Genomic DNA, 22369 nt, shown 5'->3' on the forward strand with positions numbered 1-22369 from the left:
CCGGCACCAGCAGGTGCCGGGGGCCTCGTGCGACCGGGGGAGGTCAGGCGCCCGTCGCGCCGTCCCCGCGTTCCTCGCGCGTCACTCGCCGGGGACCGCCCCGGCCCACCAGGGACGCCTCGGTGCGCGGCCGCGGCTCGCCGCTGGCCAGGGTCTCCACGGTGGCCTCCACGGAGTCGCGCACCAGCGCCTCGTGGAGCAGCTGGTGCTCAAGGCGACGGTCGCGGTGGTATTCGGCCGAGAGGGCCCGGGTCACCGCCCACGCGATGGCCATGAGCAGGAAGACCACCGGCAGGGCGCTGAGGATGGACAGCGTCTGCAAGGCGGTCAGCGCGTCGGCCGGGACCGCCGTGGACAGGATGAGGATGGCGGCGATGGCGCCGGTGGCCACCGACCAGAACACGCGGCTCCACACCGGCGGGGTGGCCGAACCACCCGTGGCCAGCATGTCCATGACGAAGGAGCCCGAGTCAGAGCTGGTCACGAAGAAGATGACCACCATGAGGAGGGCGATACCCGCCAGGATCGCGCCGCCGGGCAGGGCCTCCAGCATCTGGAACAGCGCGGTGTTGGTGTCCACCGCCCCCTCCTTGCCGATGAGGCCGCCGGCGCCGAAGATCTCGCGGTGCAGTGCCGTGCCACCCATGACCGAGAACCAGAAGAAGCTCAGGAGGGCAGGCACCAGCAGCACGCCGGCCATGAACTCCGAGACGGTGCGGCCGCGGGAGATGCGGGCGATGAAGATGCCCACGAAGGGCGACCAGCTGATCCACCAGCCCCAGTAGAAGAGGGTCCAGGAGCCGAGCCAGGTGTCGGTGGCCTCGCCGCGGAAGGGCATGGTCAGCGTCGACAGGTGGAAGAAGTCGTTGAGGTACTGCCCGATGGAGAACACGAAGTCCCGCATGATGAACAGCGTCGGGCCGAGGAAGAGCACGCAGAAGAGCAGCAGCACGGCCAGGCCGAGGTTGAGATTGCTCAGATAGCGGATGCCCTTGCCGATGCCGGAGGCCACCGAGAGTGTGGCCAGGGCGGTCACCACGGCGATGATGCCGACCTGCAGCGCCTTGTCGTCGGCGTCGTCCACCAGGCCCAGGTGCTCCATGCCGGCGGCGATCTGCGCCACGCCCAGACCCAGCGAGGTGGCCACACCGAACAGCGTGCCGATGATGGCCACCACGTCGATGAGGTCGCCGGCCGAGCCCTTGACCTTGTCGCCCAGCAGCGGCTCCAGCGCCCAGCGGACGGACACCGGGCGGTTGCGGCGGTGGATGGCGTAGGCGATGCCCAGACCCATCACCGCGTAGACGGCCCAGGGGTGCAGGCCCCAGTGCAGGAAGGTCGTGGTCATGGCCTCACGGGCGGCCTCGGCGGTCTCCGGGGCCACCGCGCCACCGTGCTCACCGAGGTCCGGCGGGGCCACCTCGGGGCGCGGGGTCGCGAAGTGGAAGAGCGGCTCGGCCACGCCGAAGAACATCAGGCCGATGCCCATGCCGGCGCTGAACAGCATCGCGAACCAGGAGACGAGGCTGAACTCGGGCTCCTCGTCGTCCGGGCCCAGGGTGGTGGATCCGAGGCGCGAGACGCTGATCCAGATGGCGAAGAAGACCAGGGCGGTGGCCGACAGGATGTAGAACCAGCCGAAGCTGCCCGTCACCCAGGTGTTGGCCTTCGAGATGGTCTCGCTGACGGTGTCGGGGAAGAGGGCGGTGGCGGCCACGAAGCCGACGGCGAGCAGGGCGGCGGGCCAGAACACGCCCTTGTCCATCGACCCGTCGGGCTCGGGGACGTCGCTGGCGGTCTTGATGTGCTCGCGCCGTCGCTGCTTCTCGGCGCTCACACCGGGCGGTGCGAAGGTCATGGGTGTCCTCTCGACGGGGTGTGCGATCGGTGGCCGATGGGGGGGCGGGGCCGGGGCTCGACGCCGGCCCATGGCCGCTCCCGACCGTATCGGCAGCCCTCGAGGGAAACACACGGTGATGGACCAGCCAAATCCTCGGGGCGTCGGGTGATGGGTCTCACGGCTCGGCGGGAGGTTGTCGGTGGCCCCGTCTACCGTTGAACCATGCGCCCCGTCACGGACCTCCAACGCAGCGTCGCCCCCTTCGAGGTGGTCTCGGAGTACCAGCCCGCCGGCGACCAGCCGACCGCCATCGCGGACCTCACGCGCCGCATCCAGGCGGGGGAGAAGGACGTGGTGCTCCTGGGTGCCACCGGTACCGGCAAGTCGGCCACCACCGCGTGGATGATCGAGAAGCTGCAGCGGCCCACGCTGGTGATGGCGCCCAACAAGACGCTCGCCGCGCAGCTGGCCAACGAGTTCCGCGAGCTGCTCCCGCACAACGCGGTGGAGTACTTCGTCTCCTACTACGACTACTACCAGCCGGAGGCGTACGTCCCGCAGACGGACACCTACATCGAGAAGGACTCCTCCATCAACGAGGAGGTGGAGCGGCTGCGCCACAGCGCCACCAACTCGCTGCTCACCCGGCGTGACGTGGTGGTGGTGGCCTCGGTGTCCTGCATCTACGGCCTGGGCACGCCGCAGGAGTACGTGGACCGCATGGTGCGCCTCACGGTGGGCCAGGAGATGGACCGCGAGGAGCTGCTGCGCAAGTTCGTCACCATGCAGTACTCGCGCAACGACATGGCCTTCCAGCGCGGCACCTTCCGGGTGCGGGGGGACACGGTGGAGATCATCCCGATGTACGAGGAGCTCGCCGTGCGCATCGAGTTCTTCGGTGACGAGATCGACGCCATCGCCACCCTCAACCCGCTCACCGGCGAGGTAGTGCGCGACGAGGAGGAGATGTACATCTTCCCGGCCACCCACTACGTGGCCGGGCCGGAGCGCATGGAGCGGGCCATCTCCGGCATCGAGCACGAGCTGGAGGGGCAGCTGGCGCGCTTCGAGCAGCAGGGCAAGCTCCTGGAGGCCCAGCGCCTGCGCATGCGCACCACCTACGACGTCGAGATGATGCGCGAGATGGGCAGCTGCAACGGCATCGAGAACTACTCGCTGCACATCGACGGCCGCGAGCCCGGATCGGCGCCGAACTGCCTGCTCGACTACTTCCCGGAGGACTTCCTCCTGGTGCTCGACGAGTCCCACGTGACCGTGCCGCAGATCGGCGCCATGTTCGAGGGGGACATGTCGCGCAAGCGCACGCTGGTGGACCACGGCTTCCGCCTGCCCAGCGCCATGGACAACCGCCCGCTGAAGTGGGAGGAGTTCCTCGAGCGCATCGGGCAGACGGTGTACCTCTCGGCGACGCCGGGCGACTACGAGCTCGCCAAGTCCGACGGCTACGTGGAGCAGATCATCCGCCCCACCGGTCTGGTGGACCCGGAGATCGTGGTGAAGCCCACCAAGGGGCAGATCGACGACCTGCTGGCCGAGATCCGCGAGCGGGCCGAGCGCGACGAGCGCGTCCTGGTCACGACCCTCACCAAGAAGATGGCCGAGGACCTCACCGACTACCTGCTGGAGCGCCAGGTGCGGGTGCGCTACCTGCACAGCGAAGTGGACACGCTGCGGCGCATCGAGCTGCTCAAGGAGCTGCGCCTGGGCGAGTACGACGTCCTCGTGGGTATCAACCTGCTGCGCGAGGGCCTCGACCTCCCCGAGGTGTCTCTCGTGAGCATCCTCGATGCGGACAAGCAGGGCTTCCTGCGGTCCAACCGGTCGCTCATCCAGACCATCGGCCGTGCGGCCCGCAACGTGTCGGGCCAGGTGCACATGTACGCCGACACCATCACCGAGTCGATGCAGTACGCCATCGACGAGACCAACCGGCGCCGCGCCAAGCAGATCGCGCACAACACCGAGCACGGCATCGACCCCACCCCGCTGCGCAAGAAGATCGGCGACATCACCGAGATGCTCGCCGAGATGCAGGGCGTGGCCAGCACCTACGAGGGCGTCACCGATCCCGGCCGCCCCACGGGCCGGCGGGGTGCCGCGGCCGACGCCGACGTGACCGCGGACCTCTCGGTGGCCACCGGGGAGCGCCCCACGGACATGCCCAAGGCCGAACTGGCCGAACTCATCGCCCAGCTCACCGACCAGATGCACTCGGCGGCCGAGCAGCTGCAGTTCGAGCTGGCAGGGCGGCTGCGTGACGAGATCGCCGAGCTGCGCAAGGAGCTGCGGCAGATGGAGCGCGCCACCGGCTGACCTCACCCCCACCGAGGCGGCCACCCCGTAAGATGACCCCTCGACGGAGGGGAGTATCCCCGCGTGAGCTCTCGTCATCACGAAGCCCGGGTGCGGCCGCCAGGCCCCAACGACCGGCGCTTCCGGGAGTTCGGCCCACCCGAGGTGGGAGAGACCTCCGGCCCGTGACCACGTGCCACCCCGGTGGCCGCAACGGAAGGTTCCCCTCCCATGACAGTTCCCCTCTGGGTCTGGATCGTCAGCCTCGTCGTCACCCTGGGCGTCCTCGCCTTCGACGTCTGGTGGGCGATGCGCAACCCCCACGTGCCCTCCCGCAAGGAGACCACCGGGTTCCTGACCGTCTACGTCAGCGCCGCCGTCCTCTTCGGCATCGGCGTCTGGGTGCTCGCCGGCCACCAGTACGGCACCGAGTTCTTCGCCGGCTGGCTCACCGAGTACTCGCTGAGCATCGACAACCTCTTCATCTTCCTCATCATCATGAGCAAGTTCGGGGTGCCGCGGAAGTACCAGCAGGACGCCCTGCTGTGGGGCATCATCATCGCCCTGGTGCTGCGCGCGATCTTCATCGCCGTGGGGGCCACCGCGATCAACGCGTTCTCGTGGATCTTCTACCTCTTCGGTGCCTTCCTCATCTACACCGCCGTCAAGCTCTTCCTGGAGTCGATCAACGATGAGGACGAGGACGAGTTCGAGGAGAACGCGTTCATCACCTTCGTCAAGAACCGTTTCCCGGCCACCGACTCGTGGGAGCACGGCACCCACTTCCTCGCAAGGATCGACGGCAAGAAGCTCATCACGCCGATGTTCATCACCGTCATCGCGCTGGGCTCCACCGACCTGCTGTTCGCGCTGGACTCCATCCCGGCCATCTTCGGCCTCACCCAGGAGCCCTACCTGGTGCTCATGGCCAACATCTTCGCGCTGATGGGTCTGCGCCAGCTGTTCTTCCTGCTCGGTGACCTGCTGCAGCGCCTGGTCTACCTGGGCATCGGCCTCTCGGTGCTGCTGGCCTTCATCGGTGTCAAGCTCATCCTCCACGCGATGCACGAGAACGAGCTGCCCTTCATCAACGGTGGGGAGCACATCGCCTGGGCCCCGGACATCCCGATCCTCGTGTCGCTGGGCGCCATCGTGCTCATCCTCGGCGTGACGACGATCGCCAGCCTCATCAAGTCCAGCAAGGACCGCCGCAAGGCGGAGGAACCGGATCAGGAGTACATGATCCTGGACGGCAAGAAGGTGCCGATCAACCGCGACAACTGATCCGCTGGTCGCCTCAGGCGCCCGGTTCCGCTCCGGCGGGCCGGGCGCCTCGTCGTGGCCGGGACATCACGATGATGCTGGCCGCCACCACCAGGGCGATGCCGAGCAGCTGCGGCCCGCGGAGCCCCTGGCCGAGCACGACCGCACCGGCTGCGGCCGCGGCGGCCGGCTCCAGGCTCAGGAGCACGCCGAACACGCCGGGGGCCAACCGGCGCAGGGCCACCAGCTCGAGGCTGTAGGGGACGGCCGAGGATGCCAGCGACACCCCCAGCCCCACGAGGAGCACGTGGGGGTCGAGCAGGGTGCTCCCGGCGGTCGCGATGCCGGCCGGGGCGAGCACCAGGGCGCCCAGCACCATCGCCAGGGCGACCCCGTCGAGCCCGGTGAAGTGTCGGCCCACGCGCGCGCTGGTGAGGATGTAGCCGCACCAGCAGGCGCCGGCCAGCGCCGCCAGCAGGGCACCGAGGGGGTCCACCCCCTGCCCACCTGCGACGACCGCCCACGCGCCGCTCACGAGGACAACGCCCGTGGCCGCGGCGGCGACGGCGAGCAGGTCCCGGCGGGTGCGGGAGAGCACGGCGGACATCACCAGCGGACCGGTGAACTCGATGGTGACGGCCACGCCGATGGGCAGGCGGTCCAGCGAGGCGTAGAAGAAGAGGTTCATCGCCGTCATGGCCACGGCGAAGGCGGCCACGGCCCGCCAGTCCGCGGCCGAGCGGCCACGCAGCGTGGGACGGGCCGCGGCCACGAGCAGCAACCCGGCGAGGGTGAGCCGCAGGGCGGTGGTGCCGACGACGCCGACGGTGGGCAGCAGGGTGGCCGCGAACGCCCCACCGACCTGCACGCTCACCACGGCCGCCAGCACCATCCCCACCGGGCCGAGGTCGGACCCGGTGCGGGCCGTACGGGGGAGGGACATGGCGGGAGTCTAGGGAGCGCCAGGGGAATGGTGGCGCGCGTGGGGAGGTTGTCGGTGGTCGTTCCTAGACTGGCGGCCGTGACCGGCGGCGCCGGTCGTGCGCCCCACCGACCCCTGCGGTGCGCGGCGCCCCCAGACCCCGTGTCGACCGAGTGAGGACCAGCGCGTGAGCACCGAGAAGGCACCGGCCCGAGACCGCATCGTGGTGCGGGGGGCCCAGGAGAACAACCTCAAGGACGTCTCCGTGGACTTCCCGCGCGACGCCCTCGTGGCGTTCACCGGCCTGTCCGGCTCCGGCAAGTCGTCCCTGGCCTTCGACACGATCTTCGCCGAGGGCCAGCGCCGCTACATGGAGTCCCTCAGCTCCTACGCCCGCCAGTTCCTGGGGCAGATGGACAAGCCGCAGGTGGAGTTCATCGAGGGTCTCTCCCCGGCCGTGGCCATCGACCAGAAGTCCACCAGCCGCAACCCGCGCTCCACGGTGGGCACCATCACCGAGGTGCACGACTACCTGCGCCTGCTCTTCGCCCGAGCCGGCGTTCTGCACTGCCCGGTGTGCGGCGAGGAGGTCTCGCAGCAGACCCCGCAGCAGATCGTCGACCAGGTGGCCGCGGCCCCGGAGGGCACGCGCTTCCAGGTGCTGGCCCCGGTGGTGCGGGAGCGCAAGGGCGAGCACGTGGAGCTCTTCAAGGAGCTGCAGACCAGCGGATACGCCCGCGCCCGCGTGGACGGCGAGACCGTGCAGCTGAGCAGCCCGCCCCAGCTGGCCAAGACGCGCAAGCACACCATCGAGGTGGTCGTGGACCGACTGCGCGCCAAGCACGTCGAGGGGGAGCCCGAGCGCTCCTTCGTCACCCGCCTCACCGACTCGGTGGAGACCGCGCTCCGCCTGGCCGAGGGACGCGTCGTCATCGACTACGTGGACGTCTCCGAGGAGGGCGACCCCAGCGGCCTGCCGCCGGAGCGCGTGCTCTCCGAGCACCTCGCGTGCCCCAACGAGCACCCCATCGGCATCGAGGAGATCGAGCCGCGGACCTTCTCGTTCAACGCCCCCTTCGGCGCCTGCCCCACCTGCCACGGCATCGGCACCGAGCTCGAGGTCGACCCCGACCTGCTCGTGCCCGACGAGGAGCTCAGCCTCAACCAGGGCGCGGTGACCCTGTGGGCGCAGGGCAAGAAGATGGCCGACTACCACCGGCGCCTCGTGGAGGCCCTCGCCCAGGAGCTGTCCTTCGACATGGACACCCCGTGGCGCGCGCTGCCGCAGCGTGCCCGCAAGGCCGTGCTGTACGGCCACGAGCACAAGGTGCACGTGCGCTACCGCAACCGCTTCGGCCGGGAGCGCTCGTACTCCACCGGGTTCGAGGGGGCCGTCACCCAGGTCAAGCGCCTGCACGCCGACACCGAGTCCGACCAGATGCGGGAGCGCTACCAGCAGCTCATGCGACAGATCCCGTGCCCGTCCTGCAAGGGCGCCCGCCTGCGCCCGGAGGTGCTCGCGGTGCGCATCGACGGCATCAACATCGCCGAGCTCTCGCGCCTGTCCATCGCCGAGGCGTCCGCCTTCCTCGAGGGGATGACGCTCAGCACCCAGCAGGCACGCATCGCCCAGCAGGTGCTCAAGGAGATCCAGGCCCGTCTGGGCTTCCTCCTCGACGTGGGGCTCGACTACCTCACGCTCGACCGCGCCGCCGGCTCGCTCTCCGGTGGCGAGGCGCAGCGCATCCGCCTGGCCACGCAGATCGGTGCGGGCCTGGTGGGCGTGCTCTACGTGCTCGACGAGCCCTCCATCGGCCTGCACCAGCGGGACAACCAGCGCCTCATCGACACACTGACCCGCCTGCGGGACCTCGGCAACACGCTCGTGGTGGTGGAGCACGACGAGGACACCATCCGCACCGCCGACTGGGTCATCGACATCGGCCCCGGGGCCGGCGAGCACGGGGGAGAGGTCGTCTACTCCGGCGAGGTCGACGGCCTGCTGTCCAGCGACTCGATCACCGGCGACTACCTGGCCGGGCGCCGATCCATCCCCACGCCGACGGAGCGCCGACCGGGCAACGGCAACGCCCTGGAGGTCAAAGGCGCCTCGGAGAACAACCTGCAGAAGGTGGACGTCACCTTCCCGCTGGGCACGTTCACCTGCGTCACCGGCGTCTCCGGCTCCGGCAAGTCCACCCTGGTCAACGACATCCTGTACACGACCCTGGCCAACCGCCTCAACGGGGCGCGCCGCATCCCGGGCCGCCACCGCACCGTCAAGGGGCTGGAGCATCTCGACAAGGTGGTCCACGTCGACCAGAGCCCCATCGGGCGCACGCCCCGGTCCAACCCGGCCACCTACACCGGCGTGTTCGACAAGGTGCGTAAGCTCTTCGCCGAGACCGAGGACGCCCGCGTGCGCGGCTACGGCCCGGGGCGCTTCAGCTTCAACGTCAAAGGCGGTCGCTGCGAGGCCTGCTCCGGCGACGGCACCCTGCGCATCGAGATGAACTTCCTGCCGGACGTCTACGTGCCGTGCGAGGTGTGCAAGGGCAAGCGCTACAACCGCGACACCCTCGAGGTGAAGTTCAAGGGCCGCACCATCGCCGAGGTGCTGGAGATGTCCATCGAGGAGGGGCTGGAGTTCTTCGGCGCCATCGGGTCCATCTCCCGCCACCTGCAGACGCTCGTGGACGTGGGCCTGGGCTACGTGCGCCTCGGCCAGCCGGCCACCACCCTCTCCGGTGGTGAGGCCCAGCGCGTCAAGCTGGCCGCCGAGCTGCAGAAGCGCTCCAGCGGTCGCACCGTCTACGTGCTCGACGAGCCGACTACGGGCCTGCACTTCGAGGACGTGCGCAAGCTGTTGGGGGTGCTGCAGTCGCTGGCGGACAAGGGCAACACGGTGCTGGTCATCGAGCACAACCTCGACGTCATCCGCAGCGCCGACCACGTCATCGACATGGGGCCCGAGGGCGGCGACGGCGGCGGCACCGTGGTGGCCACCGGCACCCCCGAGGAGGTGGCTCAGGTGGAGGCCAGCCACACCGGCCGATACCTCGCCGAGGCCCTGCAGGCCGCCGCGCACTGATGGCGGACCCCGCCAGCTACCGTCCCCGCCCCGGGGAGATTCCCACCTCCCCGGGGGTGTACCGCTTCCGCGACGTCCACGGGCGGGTCATCTACGTGGGCAAGGCCAAGTCGCTGCGCCCGCGGCTCAGCTCGTACTTCCAGAACCCAGCCCAGCTCCACCCCCGCACCCGGCAGATGGTGCGCACCGGCGCGTCGGTCGAGTGGACGGTGGTGAACACCGAGGTCGAGGCGCTCCAGCTGGAGTACGCCTGGATCAAGGAGTTCGACCCGCGCTTCAACGTCAAGTACCGCGACGACAAGTCGTACCCCTACCTGGCGGTCACCTGGTCCGAGGAGGTGCCGCGCGCCATGGTGATGCGCGGCGCCAAGCGGAAGGGCAACCGCTACTACGGCCCGTTCGCGCAGGCCTGGGCCATCCGCGAGGTGCTGGACCTGGCCACCCGTGTGTTCCCCATCCGCACCTGCAGCAAGGGCGTCTACCACCGGGCGCAGGTGTCGGGGCGCCCCTGCCTCCTCGGCTACATCGACAAGTGCTCGGCGCCGTGCACCGGGGCCATCAGCCCCGAGGACCACCGTGCCCTCGTGGACGACTTCTGCCGCTTCATGAACGGCGAGACCGCCGGCTTCGTCCGGCAGATCACCGAGCGCATGCAGCAGGCCGCCGCCGACCTGGACTTCGAGAACGCCGCCCGGCTCCGCGACGACCTCGGCGCCCTGGAGAAGGTGCTCGAGAAGTCCGCGGTGGTCTTCAACGAGTCCGTGGACGCCGACCTGTTCGGCATCGCCGACGACGAGCTCGAGGCCGCCGTCCAGGTCTTCCACGTGCGCGGCGGGCGCATCCGGGGCCAGCGCGGGTGGGTCGTGGACAAGGAGGAGCACCCCACCGCCGAGGCCATCGAGCACCTGCTGCGCCAGTTCTACGGCACGGGCGAGGAGGACATCCCCCGGGAGGTGCTCGTCTCCACCGACCCGACCGACCACGAGGTGCTCACCGAGTGGCTGTCAGGCATGCGGGGGTCCGCGGTCACCATCCGCACCCCCGAACGGGGCGACAAGGCCACTCTGCTGCGCACCGTCATCCGCAACGCCGAGGAGTCCCTGGCCCGCCACAAGATGACCCGCGCCGGGGACCTCACGGCCCGGTCGGCGGCGCTGGCGGAGCTCGAGGAGGCCCTCGGCCTGCCCGAGGCCCCGCTGCGCATCGAGTGCTACGACATCTCCCACACGCAGGGGGAGAACTCCGTGGGCTCGATGGTGGTCTTCGAGGACGGCCTGCCGCGCAAGGCCGAGTACCGCCGCTTCATCGTCCGCGAGCCGGCCGACGACACCCGCGCGATGGGGGAGGTGCTCACCCGCCGCTTCCGCCACGGCACCGCCACCCCCGAGGGGGACGCGCTGGCCGACTCCCCGGACGCCCGGAGCAGCGGCAGCCAGTCCGGCACCAGCCGCCCCGGCCGACCCGCCAAGCGCTTCGCCTACCCGCCGCAGCTGGTCGTCGTGGACGGCGGCCTGCCGCAGGTGAACGCGGCCCGGGCGGCCCTGGACGCCGCGGGGGCCGGGGACGTGGCCGTCGTGGGGCTGGCCAAGCGCCTCGAGGAGGTGTGGGTGCCGGGCGACGAGTTCCCCCTCGTGCTGCCCCGCGGCGGGGACGCGCTCTTCCTCCTCCAACGCCTGCGCGACGAGGCGCACCGCTTCGCCATCACCTTCCACCGCCAGCGCCGCTCCAAGGCCATGACCGCCAGTGAGCTCGACACCGTCCCCGGCCTCGGCCCGGCCCGCCGCAAGGCGCTCCTGGAGGCCTTCGGCACCGTCCGCGGGATCCGCGCCGCCACCGTCGAGGAGCTGGGGGAGGTGCCCGGCATCGGGCCCGCCCTGGCGCGCACCGTGCACGAGCACCTGGCCGGGTCGCAGGCCGCCCCGGCGGTCAACGTCACCACCGGCGAGGTGCTGGACTGAACCCTGCGAGGATGGCCCCATGACGACCTCCTCGACCGGCGGGGTGTGGCAGGCCCCCCGCACCGCCGTGGTGACCGAGCTCCTGCGCCAGGCCGAGCAGTCCCCCTCCGGACCCCACCTCGGGGAGGCGGGGGAGATCGCGGTGGTGACGGGCCTCTCCGGGGCCGGGCGCACCACCGTCACCAACGTGCTGGAGGACACCGGCTGGTACGTGGTGGACAACCTGCCGCCCTCCCTCATCGGGAACCTCGCCGCGATGTCCGACCGCCTTCGCGTGGAGGCCGACCGTGCGCCCCGCCTCGCGGTGGCCTGCACGGTGCCGTCCGAAGCCGTGGTCGAGGACCTGGCCGAGGCGCTCAAGGAGCTGCGGGCCGCCGGCTGGAAGCCGTGGGTGCTCTACCTGGACGCCAGCGAGGCCGAGCTCGTGCGCCGCTACGAGGCGGTGCGCCGCCCGCACCCGCTGCAGGGCCAGGGGCGCCTGCTCGACGGCATCCGCGCCGAGCGCCGCCTGCTGGGCAGCCTGCGCGCCACCGCCGACGTGGTGGTGGACACCAGCGGCCTCAACGTGCACCAGCTCTCCGCCCAGATCGGCCGCATGGTCGAGCCCGGCGAGGACCTGCCCCGGGTGTCGGTGATGAGCTTCGGCTTCAAGTACGGCCTGCCACTGGACGCCGACATCGTGCTGGACCTGCGCTTCCTGCCCAACCCCTACTGGGTGCCCGAGCTGCGCGCCCACAACGGCACCGAGGCCCCGGTGCGCGACTTCGTCCTGGCCCAGGAGGGTGCGCTGGACTTCGTGGAGCGCGCGCTGGACATGCTGGAGCCGATGGTGGCGGGCTATCGCCGCGAGCACCGCCGCTTCGTCACGCTGGCCGTGGGCTGCACCGGCGGCAAGCACCGCTCGGTGGCGATCACCGAGGAGCTGGCGCGGCGTCTGGCCGAGCGCGAGGTGGCCGTGCGCTCCCTGCACCGGGACCTGGGGCGCGAGTGAGCGCCGTGGGTGTTTGTGCGGCGGCCCGCGGCAGGGGAAACTGAGCGAATGGCCGAACTCAGCTCCGGACGCCAGCCGGCCCTCACCGGGTCGTTGCAGCTGCCCCCACGCGTCGTCGCGATGGGGGGCGGCCACGGGCTCTACGCGTCCCTCACCGCCCTGCGCCACCTGACCCGTGACCTCACGGCAGTGGTCACGGTGGCCGACAACGGCGGCTCCAGCGGCCGGCTGCGCGACGACTACGACACCATCCCGCCCGGCGACCTGCGCATGGCGCTGGCGGCCCTGTGCGACGACACCGAGAAGGGCCAGGCCTGGCGCGAGCTGCTGCAGCACCGCTTCCCGCGCTCCCGCCGCCACGGGGACGGCGAGGTGGGGCCCGAGAAGCTCGTCGGCGAGCTCGAGGGCCACGCCATGGGCAACCTCATGATCCTCACCGCGTGGAGCCGCCTCGGCGGCCCGGTGGAGGGGCTCGCCGCCCTGGGCCGCCTCATCGGTGCCCGCGGCCGCGTGCTGCCGATGTGCTCCCGCCCGCTGGGCATCGAGGCCACCGTCCGTGGTGCCGACCCCGCCGACCCGCACCGTCGGGACGTGGTGGTGGGCCAGAAGGAGGTGGCCCGCAGCGCCGGCTACGTGGAGCAGGTGCGCCTCTTCCCGCAGGACGCCAGCGCCGAGCCGCAGGCTGTCCAGGAAGTGATGGCCGCCGACTGGGTCGTGCTGGGCCCGGGCTCCTGGTACACCTCGGTGATGCCGCACCTGCTGGTGCCGGACCTGCGCGACGCCATCGTGGCCACCCCGGCCCGGCGCGTGCTCACCATGAACATCGACAGCACCGGGGAGAACCAGGGCCGCTCGCCGGCCGAGCAGCTGGCCGCCGTGCTGGAGAACGCCCCGGGCTTCGTGCCCAATGTGGTGCTCGTGGACCACCACCAGGTGGCCGACCCCGAGGACCGGTCCGCCCTGGAGGCCCTCGTGCGGGAGTCCGACGGCGACCTCCACGTGGCCGACCTCGTGAGCCGCACCCGCCCCGGCGTGCACGACGTGATGCGCCTGGCCACCGCCTACCAGGACGTGCTGCACCTGGGCTGACCCACGGTGTGGGACGGGTCACGTCAGGCTGCGTGGGATCATGGCGGTCATGGCCATGACCTCATCCCTCAAGGACGAACTGTCGCGCGTCGCCGTGCCGACCGCCGAGGCTCGCAAGGCAGAGGTCTCCTCGCTGCTGCGCTTCGCCGGTGCCCTGCACCTGGTGGGTGGCCGCATCGTCATCGAGGCCGAGGTCGACACCGCCAGCGCCGCCCGGCGCACGCGCGCCACCATCAGCGAGCTCTACGGGCACGACAGCGAGCTGCTCGTGCTCACCGCCGGGGGGCTGCGCAAGACCAACCGCTACGTGGTCCGGGTGGTCGAGGGGGGCCAGTCGCTCGCCCGCCAGACCGGCCTGCTCGACACCCAGGGTCGGCCCGTGCGCGGCCTGCCGGCCCGGGTGGTTCGTGGCCCCATCAGCTCGGCCGAGGCCGCCTGGCGGGGCGCCTTCCTGGCGCGCGGCTCCCTCGTGGGCCCCGGGCGTTCCTCCAGCCTCGAGGTCACCTGCCCCGGCCCGGAGGCGGCCCTGGCCCTGGTGGGCGCCGCCCGCCGCCTGGACATCACGGCCAAGTCGCGCGAGGTGCGCGGCGTGGACCGGGTGGTGGTGCGCGACGGCGACGGCATCAGCGCGCTGCTGACGCGCATGGGGGCGCACGACGCGGTGCTGGCCTGGGAGGAGGGCCGCCTGCGCCGCGAGGTGCGCGGCACTGCCAACCGCCTGGCCAACTTCGACGACGCCAACCTGCGCCGCTCGGCCCGCGCCGCGGTGGCCGCCAGCGCCCGCGTGGCCCGGGCGATGGAGCTGCTCGGCGAGGAGGTGCCCGACCACCTGCGCGTGGCCGGCCAGCTGCGCATGCAGCACAAGCAGGCCTCGCTGGAGGAGCTCGGCCAGCTGGCGGACCCGCCACTCACCAAGGACGCGGTGGCCGGGCGCATCCGGCGCCTGCTGGCGATGGCCGACCGCCGCGCCGCCGAGCTGGGCGTGGACGACACCCGCGTGACGGTGAGCGAGGCAGAGGTGGACGCCCTGCTCACCGAGCACCCGCCCGCCGCCACCGCGGCCGGGCCCGAGGCGTCCCGCGAGACCTGACCCGCACGGGGTACCGTGCCCTGCGGCGGCACCGACCGCTGACCTCCGACGACCCCGGAAAGGCCTCATCGTGCGCACCATCGACGACCTGGGCGACCTGCGCGGCAAGCGCGTCCTCGTCCGCTCCGACCTCAACGTCCCGCTGGACGGCACCACCATCACCGACGACGGTCGCCTGGTGGCGTCGGCGCCCACGCTGAAGAAGCTCTCCGAGGCCGGCGCCAGGGTCGTCGTCGTGGCGCACCTGGGCCGCCCCAAGGGCGAGCCGGACCCGCAGTACTCCCTGCAGCCGGTCGTCGGCCGCCTCTCGGAGCTGGTCGGCCGTGAGGTCGCCTTCGCCACCGACACGGTCGGCGAGTCCGCGCAGGCCACCGTCGACGGCCTAGGCGAGGGCGACATCGCCCTGCTGGAGAACCTGCGCTTCAACGCCGGCGAGACGAGCAAGGACGTCGCCGAGCGTGGGGCCTTCGCCGGCCAGCTGGCCCAGTTCGCCGACGCCTACGTCTCCGACGGTTTCGGCGTGGTGCACCGTGCCCAGGCCTCCGTGCACGAGATCGCCCAGCAGCTCCCCTCCGCCGCCGGCGGCCTGGTGCAGGCCGAGGTGGAGGTCGCCCAGCGCCTCACCACCGACCCCGAGCGTCCCTACGCCGTCGTGCTCGGTGGCGCCAAGGTGAGCGACAAGCTCGGCGTCATCGACAATCTCATCAAGACCGCGGACCGCCTGCTCATCGGTGGCGGCATGGTGTTCACCTTCCTCAAGGCCCAGGGCCACGAGGTGGGCAGGAGCCTGCTCGAGGCCGACCAGGTGGAGACCTGCAAGGGCTACCTGGAGCAGGCCCGCGAGAAGGGCGTGGAGATCGTGCTGCCCACCGACGTGGTGGCCGCCACCGAGTTCTCCGCCGAGGCCGACCACGAGGTCGTGGCCGCCGACGCCATCCCGGCCGACCGCATGGGCCTGGACATCGGTCCGGAGTCCGCGCGCCTGTTCGCCGAGAAGCTCGCCGACTGTCGCACCGTGTTCTGGAACGGCCCCATGGGCGCCTTCGAGATGGAGCCCTACGCCGCCGGCACGAAGGCCGTCGCGCAGGCCCTGGCCGACATCACGAAGGACGGCGCGCTCACCGTCGTCGGCGGTGGCGACTCCGCCGCGGCCGTGCGCCAGCTGGGCTTCGCCGACGAGGACTTCGGCCACATCTCCACCGGTGGCGGCGCCTCGCTGGAGTACCTGGAGGGCAAGGAGCTCCCGGGCCTCACGGTGCTCGCATGACCGACCGCCTGCCGTTCATCGCCGGCAACTGGAAGATGAACACCGACCACCTGCAGGGCACCCACCTGGTGCAGAAGCTGGACTGGGTGCTCAAGGACGCGCGGCACGACCACGAGTCCGTGGAGGTGGCGCTCTTCCCGCCGTTCACCCACCTGCGCAGCGTGGACACCCTCATCCAGGCCGACCGCATGGACCTGCGCCTGGGCGCCCAGGACCTCTCCCAGCACGCCTCGGGCGCGCACACCGGTGACGTCTCGGGCTCGATGCTGGCCAAGCTCGGCTGCACCTACGTCATCGTGGGCCACTCCGAGCGCCGCGCCGACCACGGCGAGACCGACGAGATCGTGCGCGCCAAGGTCGGTGCCGCGCTCGAGGCCGGGCTGTCGCCGGTGGTGTGCGTGGGGGAGTCCTCCGAGGTCCGCGCCGCCGGGGAGCACCTGCCCTTCGTCACCGCGCAGGTGGCCGCCGCGCTGGACGGGCTGACCGCCGAGGAGCTGGCCACCACGGTCATCGCCTACGAGCCGGTGTGGGCCATCGGAACCGGGGAGGTCGCCTCCAGCGAGGACGCCCAGGAGGTCTGCGCCGCGGTGCGCGCGCAGGTGGCCTCCACCCACGGCGACGCGCTGGCCGCCTCGATGCGGGTGCTCTACGGCGGGTCGGTGAAGGCCGCCACCATCGCCGAGCTCATGGAGCAGCCGGACGTGGACGGCGCCCTGGTGGGCGGCGCCTCCCTCGACGCCGAGGAGTTCGCCGCCATCGTGCGCTACCGGTCCCACCACGGGCGCTGACGGCACCGGTTGTTACCCTTCGCCCCATGGACATCATCCGCTGGATCCTCGATGCGGTGCTCGTGCTGACGAGCCTCTTCCTGGTGCTGCTCATCCTCATGCACAAGGGCAAGGGCGGCGGTCTGTCCGACATGTTCGGCGGAGGGGTCTCGGCCACCGGTGGGTCGTCCACGGTGGCCGAGCGCAACCTCAACCGCATCACCATCGGCATGGCGCTCACGTGGTTCGCCGCCATCGTGGCGCTGGGCGTCATCAAGTAAGGCAGGTCGCCCGGCGGCCCTGACCGCCCGGGCCGGACGACAGGAGCTGGGCATGGTCACCGGAGGACAGGCGATCCGCGGCACGCGCGTCGGGTCGGGGCCGATGGGGGAGATGGAGCGCGGCGAGGACGCCGCCTCCACCGAGGTGCTCTACCACTGCTGCAACGGGCACACCACGACCGTGCCCTTCTCCGCCGAGGCGGCCGAGGAGCTCCCCGAGGAGTGGGACTGCGTGCGCTGCGGCGTGCCGGCTGGTCGCGACCCGGAGAACCCGCCGCCCCCGCCCAGCATCCAGCCGTACAAGACGCATCTGGCCTACGTGCAGGAGCGTCGTGACGAGAAGGCCGGGGCGGCCCTGCTCGACGAGGCGCTGGCCCGCCTGCGGGAGCAGCGCGGCACCGCCTGAGGGGCGCGCCCCGGCGCTCAGCCCTCCAGTCGGGAGGCCGCCGCGCGGTCCAGGAACCAGCGCGTGCCGTGCCGCCCCACGGCCCACGCGGCCGGCACCTCCAGCGGTGCCCCGTCGCCCGGCAGGGGGACCTCCGGCCCGGCGAAGGCCTCGGACGCACTCGCCAGGGCCGCGGCCTTGCCCTCGCCGGTGGCCACGAGCCACACCTCGTCGGCGGCGCGGAGCACCGGCATCGTGAACGACACACGCAGCGGCGGGGGCTTGGGGGAGTCCTCCACGGCGGTGGTCCACCGGTCGGTGTGGCCGGAGTCCGGGTGGCCGGGGAACAGGGAGGCCACGTGGGCGTCCGGGCCCACACCCAGCACCAGCAGGTCGAACACCGGCAACCCGTCGGCCTGGGGCACCTCCTCCATGGCCACGGCGTACTCCTGGGCGGCGTCCTCGGCCCCCAGGCGGTCGGGCTCGGCGTCCGGGGCGACCGCGCCCACCACGTGCAGGCGGTCGTCAGCCAACGGGGCGTCACCCAGGGCGCGGCGCACCTGCAGGGCATTGCGCTCGGCATCGCCGGCGGGCAGGAAGCGCTCGTCGCTGAACCACCAGTCCACGCCGGAGAAGTCGGCCTCGCCGGTGGTCCAGCGGCGGCCCACCTCCTGGGCCACGGCCACGCCCATGGAGCCACCGGTGAGGCCCACGTGCGCGGCGGGGCGCTCGGCCAGCAGCGCCACGAGGGCATCCACGAGCGCGGACGCGGTCTGCTCGGGGGTCTGCGAGACGGTCAGCTGCGGAGTGGTCATGCGTCCTCCTTCTGCGGGGCGAGGGCCGCGGCCTCTGCGGCCAGGGCCGATGCGGTGTCCAGGGCCTTCCGCGCGCGGTAGGCCTCGCTGGCGGTGGTGCTGTCCACGTGCACCCGGCCCACGGCGCGCAGCACGCGCTCGTACACAGAGTCCACGTCCAGGCGGTGCAGCTCGGCGGCCAGGCTCTGCGCCATCGTGCTGTGGGGCAGGGTCACCCGGCGGGGCAGCTTGCCGGGCGCCAGCAGCACGGCGGTGTCGCCGTCCACGCGCACCAGGTCGATGGGGCCGGACTCCCGCTGCAGCCGTACCGACATCACGCCCTCACCGGGGCGGGAGCGGGCGCGCGTCACCGGGCAGTCCAGGCTCATGCCGAGCCACAGGCCCAGCAGGTCCACCCGGGGGCTGTCCGAGCCGCCGGTGACCGTCACCGAGGTCACCTGCTCGAAGGGCGGCTCGTCCAGCGCGGCGGCCAGCAACGCCCGCCACCGGGTGATGCGCGTCCACGCGATGTCGGTGTCGCCCGGGGCGTAGCTGGCGGCCATGCGGGCCAGCGTGGGGCCGGGGTCCCCGGCCTCGGCCATGGTGGTGATGCGCCGGCTGGCCACCTGGGCCACGGGGGAGTCGTGGAAGGAGGCCGGCGGGGCACCGGGCCACCAGGCCACCACGGGGGAGTCCGGCAGCAGCAGCGGCAGCAGCACCGCGTGCTCGTGCTCCACCAGCTCGCCGTGCAGGTGCAGCACCACGATCTCGCTGGCGCCGGCGTCGCCGCCCAGGCGCACCTGGGCGTCCAGCCGCGCGGCGCCCTCGGGGGAGCTCTTCACCAGCACGATGATGCGGCTCGGGTGCTGGCGGGTGGCGGCGGTGGCGATCTCCAGCACCTCGTCGATCCGGTCGGAGTGCGTCACGACGGCCAGGCTGAGCACGCGGCCCAGCGCCATCGCGCCCTGGTCGGTGCGGATCCGCACCAGCTCACGGGCCAGGGTGCGGGCCGAGACGTCGGGGTAGTCGAGGATCACGGGAGCCTCCAGGCGCGTCCGTCGGCGGCCATCATCGCGTCGCTGGACCGGGGACCCCAGGTGCCGGCCGGGTACTGGTCGGGGGCCGGGGCCTCGGGGGAGTCCCAGTGGGCGGTCACGGGGTCGAGGATGCGCCAGGACAGCTCGACCTCCTCGTGGCGGGGGAAGAGCGGCGGCTCGCCGAGCAGCACGTCCAGGATGAGCCGCTCGTAGGCCTCGGGGGAGGACTCGGTGAACGCGTTGCCGTAGCCGAAGTCCATGGTCACGTCGCGCACCTCCATCTGCGGCCCGGGCACCTTGGAGCCGAAGCGCATGGTGACACCCTCGTCCGGCTGCACGCGCACGACGATGGCGTTCTGCCCCAGCTCCTCGGTGGCGGTGTCCGTGAACGGCAGGTGCGGGGCCCGCTTGAACACCACGGCGATCTCGCTGACCCGCTTGCCCAGGCGCTTGCCGGCGCGCAGGTAGAACGGCACGCCGGCCCAGCGACGGGTGTCCACGGCCAGCTTGAGCGCGGCGTAGGTCTCGGTCACCGAGCCGCGCGCCACGCCCTCCTCCTGCAGGTAGCCGCCCACCTTCTCGTTGCCCTGCCAGCCCGCGGAGTACTGGCCGCGCACAGCGGACTCCTCCACCGGCCCGGCCAGGGAGGTGGAGGCCAGCACCTTCTCCTTCTCGGTGCGCAGGTCCTTGGCCTCGAAGCTCACCGGCTCCTCCATGGCCGTGAGGGCCATGAGCTGCAGCAGGTGGTTCTGGATGACGTCGCGGGCGGCGCCGACGCCGTCGTAGTAGCCGGCGCGTCCGGCGATGCCGATGTCCTCGGCCATCGTGATCTGCACGTGGTCCACGTAGTGGGAGTTCCAGATCGGCTCGAACATCTGGTTGGCGAAGCGCAGCGCCAGGATGTTCTGCACCGTCTCCTTGCCCAGGTAGTGGTCGATGCGGAAGATCGCGTCGGCGGGGAACACCTCCTCCACGATCGCGTTGAGCTCTCGGGCCGACTGCTCGTCGTGGCCGAAGGGCTTCTCGATGACGACGCGGCGCCAGGAGCCCTCGTGCGGGGTGGAGAGCCCGGCGGCCTGCAGCTGCTGGCACACCTCGGCGAAGAAGCGGGGCGGGATGGAGAGGTAGAAAGCCCGGTTGCCCCCGGTGCCGCGCAGGGCGTCGAGCTCCTCGAGAACGGTGGCCAGCTCGGCGTAGGCGTCGGGGTCGTCGAAGGTCCCGGCCACGAAGCGGGTGCCCTGGGCCAGGGTGTTCCACACGTCCTCGTCGAAGGGGGTGCGGGAGTGCTCCTTGACCGCGGCCTTCACCTCGGCGGCGAAGTCCTGCCCGTCCCAGTCGCGGCGGGCGAAGCCCACCAGGGAGAAGCCCGAGGGGAGCAGGCCGCGGTTGGCGAGGTCGTAGATCGCCGGCAGCAGCTTCTTGCGGGCCAGGTCGCCGGTGACGCCGAAGAGCACCAACGCGCTCGGCCCGGCGATGCGGGGCAGGCGCTTGTCGTCGTCGACCCGCAGCGGGTTGTGGTCGGCGGCCACGCGCGCAGGGCTCATGCCTCGTTCCCCCGGCGCCCGTCCTGCCCGCAGCCTGCGGTGAGGGCCTGCAGCACGGCGGTGTACCCGGCATCGGACAGGGCGTGCAGGCGCAGCACGGGCCGGCCGTGCTCGGCGAGCACCTGTGCGTCGCCGGCCGCCTGGGCGGCGATGAGCTCACCGAAGGTGAAGTCCCGGCCGGGGACCTCCAGGTCGGCGCCCTCGGGGACGGCCCGGGTGACCTGCAGGTACACCCCGTCGGCGGGGCCGCCCTTGTGGAACTGGCCGGTGGAGTGCAGGAAGCGCGGGCCGAACCCGACGGTCACCGGACGCCCCGTGGCCGCGGTGAGGGCGGCCTGCACCGCGGCCGCCTCGTCCCCGTGCTGCCAGCGGTCCACGTAGGCCATCACCGCGAGGTAGCCCGAGGGCCCCACCTGTGCCAGCAGGGCGTCGACCGCCTGCTGCACCGAGGCGGCGTCCCCGAGGAAACCGCCCTCGGCGCGGACCTCCACCTCCGAGGCGACGAGAGCGGGCTCGGAGGAGCCGCCGGCCCCACCGGACATCTGCTGGCGGGCGGCCTTCTTGGCACTCTCCACGTCCGGCTGGTCGAAGGGGTTGATGCCCAGGAGGTACCCGGCCACGGCCGTGGCGGTCTCCCAGAGCAGGAACTGCCCGCCGAGCGAGCCGCCCACGTTCACCACGGCGGCGGGGTTCTCGGCGTCCACCGGCTGCAGGTCGTCGCCGGCGAACCAGTCGTCGCGCTCGTCCACCTCGTCGCCGATGACGCGCGCCACGGTCACGTCCGGCAGATCGGCCAGGCGGTGGGAGAGGGGCTCGCCACCCTGCGTGGAGAGAAGGTCCACCACCGGCAGCACGCCGGTGCCCTGCTTGCCGGTGGACTCGGCGACGAGCTGCTCGGCCCAGTCACCCAGCCCACGGATGGACGTGCCGGCGTCGCTCACCACGAGCACGTCCCGGCGTGTGCCCTCGAGGCCGGCGAGCACCGCCCCCAGGCGCAGCGCGGGGTTGCCTGCCTCGTCCTCGGCCAGCACGTCGGCCACGGCCTCGGCCTCGTCGAGCAGGGCCTCCACGTCCACGCCGGCCAGCCCGCTGGGCACCAGCCCGAAGGCGGTGAGCGCGCTGTAGCGACCACCCACCTCGGGGTCGGCGTTCACCACGGCCCATCCCGCGGCCCGTGCCTCCTCGTCGAGGGGGGAACCGGGGTCGGTCACGACCACCACGTGGTCGGCGGGGTCGAGCCCGGCGGCCTCGAGGGCGGCCACGAAGGCCCGGCGCTGCGAGTCGGTCTCGGCGGTGGAGCCGCTCTTGGAGCTCACCACCACCACGGTGCGGGCGAGATCCTCCGGCGTGCCCAGGGCCGTGCGCACCATCTGCGGGTCGGAGGAGTCGCACACCACGAGCTCCCGGCCCGCGGTGGTGGTGACCACCTCCGGCGCCAGCGAGGAGCCGCCCATGCCGCACAGCACCACCCGGTCGTGCCCGCGGTGGCGGTCGGCGAGGGTCTCCACCTCGCCCACCAGCGACCGGCTGGTGCGGTGCAGGTCCACCCACCCGAGCCGCTTCCGGGCCTCCTCGTGCGCGGCCTCGCCCCACACGGTGGCGTCCTTCGCGGCGATGCGGCTGGCCACCTTCTCGGTCACCAGGCGCTCCACGTGCGCGGCGATGGCGTCCGCGGCCGGTCCGGTGGCGTCGACGATGATCTCGCTGGAGCGTTCCAACACGGGTGGTTCCCCTTCT

The 22369-nt window shown here is 72.1% G+C and carries 17 protein-coding genes; 11 read left to right on the top strand and 6 right to left on the bottom strand.

Going from position 1 to position 22369, the window contains the following annotated elements; genetic code table 11:
- Positions 1-43: 43 nt before the first annotated feature.
- Positions 44-1858, bottom strand: a complete 1815-nt coding sequence (locus HMPREF3099_RS11445; RefSeq protein ID WP_070706202.1) for a BCCT family transporter — start codon at positions 1856-1858, stop codon at positions 44-46.
- Between the two features lie 204 nt (positions 1859-2062).
- On the opposite strand from HMPREF3099_RS11445, the gene uvrB reads away from it, so the two are divergent.
- Positions 2063-4174, top strand: a complete 2112-nt coding sequence (gene uvrB / locus HMPREF3099_RS11450; protein WP_070706203.1) for an excinuclease ABC subunit UvrB — start codon at positions 2063-2065, stop codon at positions 4172-4174.
- A gap of 210 nt (positions 4175-4384) precedes the next feature.
- Positions 4385-5437: a TerC family protein gene (locus HMPREF3099_RS11455; protein ID WP_083323745.1), complete on the top strand. Its 1053-nt coding sequence runs from the start codon at positions 4385-4387 to the stop codon at positions 5435-5437.
- A gap of 13 nt (positions 5438-5450) precedes the next feature.
- Here HMPREF3099_RS11455 and HMPREF3099_RS11460 read toward each other — a convergent pair whose 3' ends face one another.
- Positions 5451-6359 carry an EamA family transporter gene (locus HMPREF3099_RS11460; protein ID WP_070706204.1) on the bottom strand — a complete coding sequence of 303 codons (909 nt, stop codon included), beginning with the start codon at positions 6357-6359 and terminating at the stop codon, positions 5451-5453.
- A gap of 166 nt (positions 6360-6525) precedes the next feature.
- On the opposite strand from HMPREF3099_RS11460, the gene uvrA reads away from it, so the two are divergent.
- The 9 genes from uvrA to HMPREF3099_RS11505 all read left to right on the top strand — a co-directional run bounded on the left by uvrA (position 6526) and on the right by HMPREF3099_RS11505 (position 17278).
- Positions 6526-9429 (top strand): excinuclease ABC subunit UvrA, encoded by a 2904-nt coding sequence (uvrA, locus tag HMPREF3099_RS11465; RefSeq protein ID WP_070706205.1) that lies wholly within the window; start codon positions 6526-6528, stop codon positions 9427-9429.
- On the top strand, positions 9429-11387 hold the full coding sequence (uvrC, locus tag HMPREF3099_RS11470; protein ID WP_070706206.1) for an excinuclease ABC subunit UvrC: 1959 nt from the start codon (positions 9429-9431) through the stop codon (positions 11385-11387). Before uvrA ends, uvrC begins: the two co-directional genes overlap by 1 nt.
- 19 nt (positions 11388-11406) lie before the next feature.
- On the top strand, positions 11407-12378 hold the full coding sequence (gene rapZ / locus HMPREF3099_RS11475; protein WP_083323746.1) for an RNase adapter RapZ: 972 nt from the start codon (positions 11407-11409) through the stop codon (positions 12376-12378).
- Positions 12379-12426: 48 nt separating this feature from the next.
- A complete protein-coding gene (gene yvcK, locus HMPREF3099_RS11480; protein ID WP_070706207.1) occupies positions 12427-13467 on the top strand; it encodes a gluconeogenesis factor YvcK family protein in 1041 nt (346 codons plus the stop codon).
- Positions 13468-13516: 49 nt separating this feature from the next.
- Positions 13517-14557: a DNA-binding protein WhiA gene (gene whiA / locus HMPREF3099_RS11485; protein WP_070706219.1), complete on the top strand. Its 1041-nt coding sequence runs from the start codon at positions 13517-13519 to the stop codon at positions 14555-14557.
- Between the two features lie 70 nt (positions 14558-14627).
- The gene (gene pgk / locus HMPREF3099_RS11490) at positions 14628-15824 is read left to right on the top strand and encodes a phosphoglycerate kinase (protein ID WP_070706208.1); all 1197 of its coding nucleotides are present in this window, start codon (positions 14628-14630) and stop codon (positions 15822-15824) included.
- Positions 15821-16612, top strand: a complete 792-nt coding sequence (tpiA, locus tag HMPREF3099_RS11495; RefSeq protein WP_070706209.1) for a triose-phosphate isomerase — start codon at positions 15821-15823, stop codon at positions 16610-16612. The genes pgk and tpiA overlap by 4 nt, the downstream gene beginning before the upstream one ends.
- Positions 16613-16638: 26 nt before the next feature.
- A complete protein-coding gene (secG, locus tag HMPREF3099_RS11500) occupies positions 16639-16872 on the top strand; it encodes a preprotein translocase subunit SecG (protein ID WP_070706210.1) in 234 nt (77 codons plus the stop codon).
- A 52-nt stretch (positions 16873-16924) separates the two neighbouring features.
- Positions 16925-17278, top strand: a complete 354-nt coding sequence (locus HMPREF3099_RS11505; protein WP_070706211.1) for an RNA polymerase-binding protein RbpA — start codon at positions 16925-16927, stop codon at positions 17276-17278.
- Between the two features lie 17 nt (positions 17279-17295).
- Here HMPREF3099_RS11505 and pgl read toward each other — a convergent pair whose 3' ends face one another.
- Genes pgl through HMPREF3099_RS11525 form a run of 4 tightly spaced genes read right to left on the bottom strand, consistent with a single transcriptional unit; the run spans position 17296 to position 22353 of the window.
- Positions 17296-18072, bottom strand: coding sequence for a 6-phosphogluconolactonase (gene pgl, locus HMPREF3099_RS11510; protein WP_070706212.1), 777 nt, complete (start codon positions 18070-18072; stop codon positions 17296-17298).
- Positions 18069-19088: a glucose-6-phosphate dehydrogenase assembly protein OpcA gene (locus HMPREF3099_RS11515; RefSeq protein WP_070706213.1), complete on the bottom strand. Its 1020-nt coding sequence runs from the start codon at positions 19086-19088 to the stop codon at positions 18069-18071. Before HMPREF3099_RS11515 ends, pgl begins: the two co-directional genes overlap by 4 nt.
- The gene (gene zwf, locus HMPREF3099_RS11520; protein WP_070706214.1) at positions 19085-20632 is read right to left on the bottom strand and encodes a glucose-6-phosphate dehydrogenase; all 1548 of its coding nucleotides are present in this window, start codon (positions 20630-20632) and stop codon (positions 19085-19087) included. The genes HMPREF3099_RS11515 and zwf overlap by 4 nt, the downstream gene beginning before the upstream one ends.
- On the bottom strand, positions 20629-22353 hold the full coding sequence (locus HMPREF3099_RS11525; protein ID WP_070706215.1) for a glucose-6-phosphate isomerase: 1725 nt from the start codon (positions 22351-22353) through the stop codon (positions 20629-20631). Before HMPREF3099_RS11525 ends, zwf begins: the two co-directional genes overlap by 4 nt.
- Positions 22354-22369: the final 16 nt, after the last annotated feature.

The sequence above is a fragment of the Kytococcus sp. HMSC28H12 genome, assembly GCF_001816045.1.
Taxonomy (GTDB): domain Bacteria; phylum Actinomycetota; class Actinomycetes; order Actinomycetales; family Dermatophilaceae; genus Kytococcus; species Kytococcus schroeteri.

Excerpts from the sequence above, each read along its gene's own strand:
- HMPREF3099_RS11445 (WP_070706202.1), bottom strand. The coding sequence starts at position 1,858 with ATGACCTTCGCACCGCCCGGTGTGAGCGCCGAGAAGCAGCGACGGCGC.
- uvrB (WP_070706203.1), top strand. The coding sequence starts at position 2,063 with ATGCGCCCCGTCACGGACCTCCAACGCAGCGTCGCCCCCTTCGAGGTG.
- HMPREF3099_RS11455 (WP_083323745.1), top strand. The coding sequence starts at position 4,385 with ATGACAGTTCCCCTCTGGGTCTGGATCGTCAGCCTCGTCGTCACCCTG.
- HMPREF3099_RS11460 (WP_070706204.1), bottom strand. The coding sequence starts at position 6,359 with ATGTCCCTCCCCCGTACGGCCCGCACCGGGTCCGACCTCGGCCCGGTG.
- uvrC (WP_070706206.1), top strand. The coding sequence starts at position 9,429 with ATGGCGGACCCCGCCAGCTACCGTCCCCGCCCCGGGGAGATTCCCACC.
- rapZ (WP_083323746.1), top strand. The coding sequence starts at position 11,407 with ATGACGACCTCCTCGACCGGCGGGGTGTGGCAGGCCCCCCGCACCGCC.
- yvcK (WP_070706207.1), top strand. The coding sequence starts at position 12,427 with ATGGCCGAACTCAGCTCCGGACGCCAGCCGGCCCTCACCGGGTCGTTG.
- whiA (WP_070706219.1), top strand. The coding sequence starts at position 13,517 with ATGGCCATGACCTCATCCCTCAAGGACGAACTGTCGCGCGTCGCCGTG.
- tpiA (WP_070706209.1), top strand. The coding sequence starts at position 15,821 with ATGACCGACCGCCTGCCGTTCATCGCCGGCAACTGGAAGATGAACACC.
- secG (WP_070706210.1), top strand. The coding sequence starts at position 16,639 with ATGGACATCATCCGCTGGATCCTCGATGCGGTGCTCGTGCTGACGAGC.
- HMPREF3099_RS11505 (WP_070706211.1), top strand. The coding sequence starts at position 16,925 with ATGGTCACCGGAGGACAGGCGATCCGCGGCACGCGCGTCGGGTCGGGG.
- pgl (WP_070706212.1), bottom strand. The coding sequence starts at position 18,072 with ATGACCACTCCGCAGCTGACCGTCTCGCAGACCCCCGAGCAGACCGCG.
- zwf (WP_070706214.1), bottom strand. The coding sequence starts at position 20,632 with ATGAGCCCTGCGCGCGTGGCCGCCGACCACAACCCGCTGCGGGTCGAC.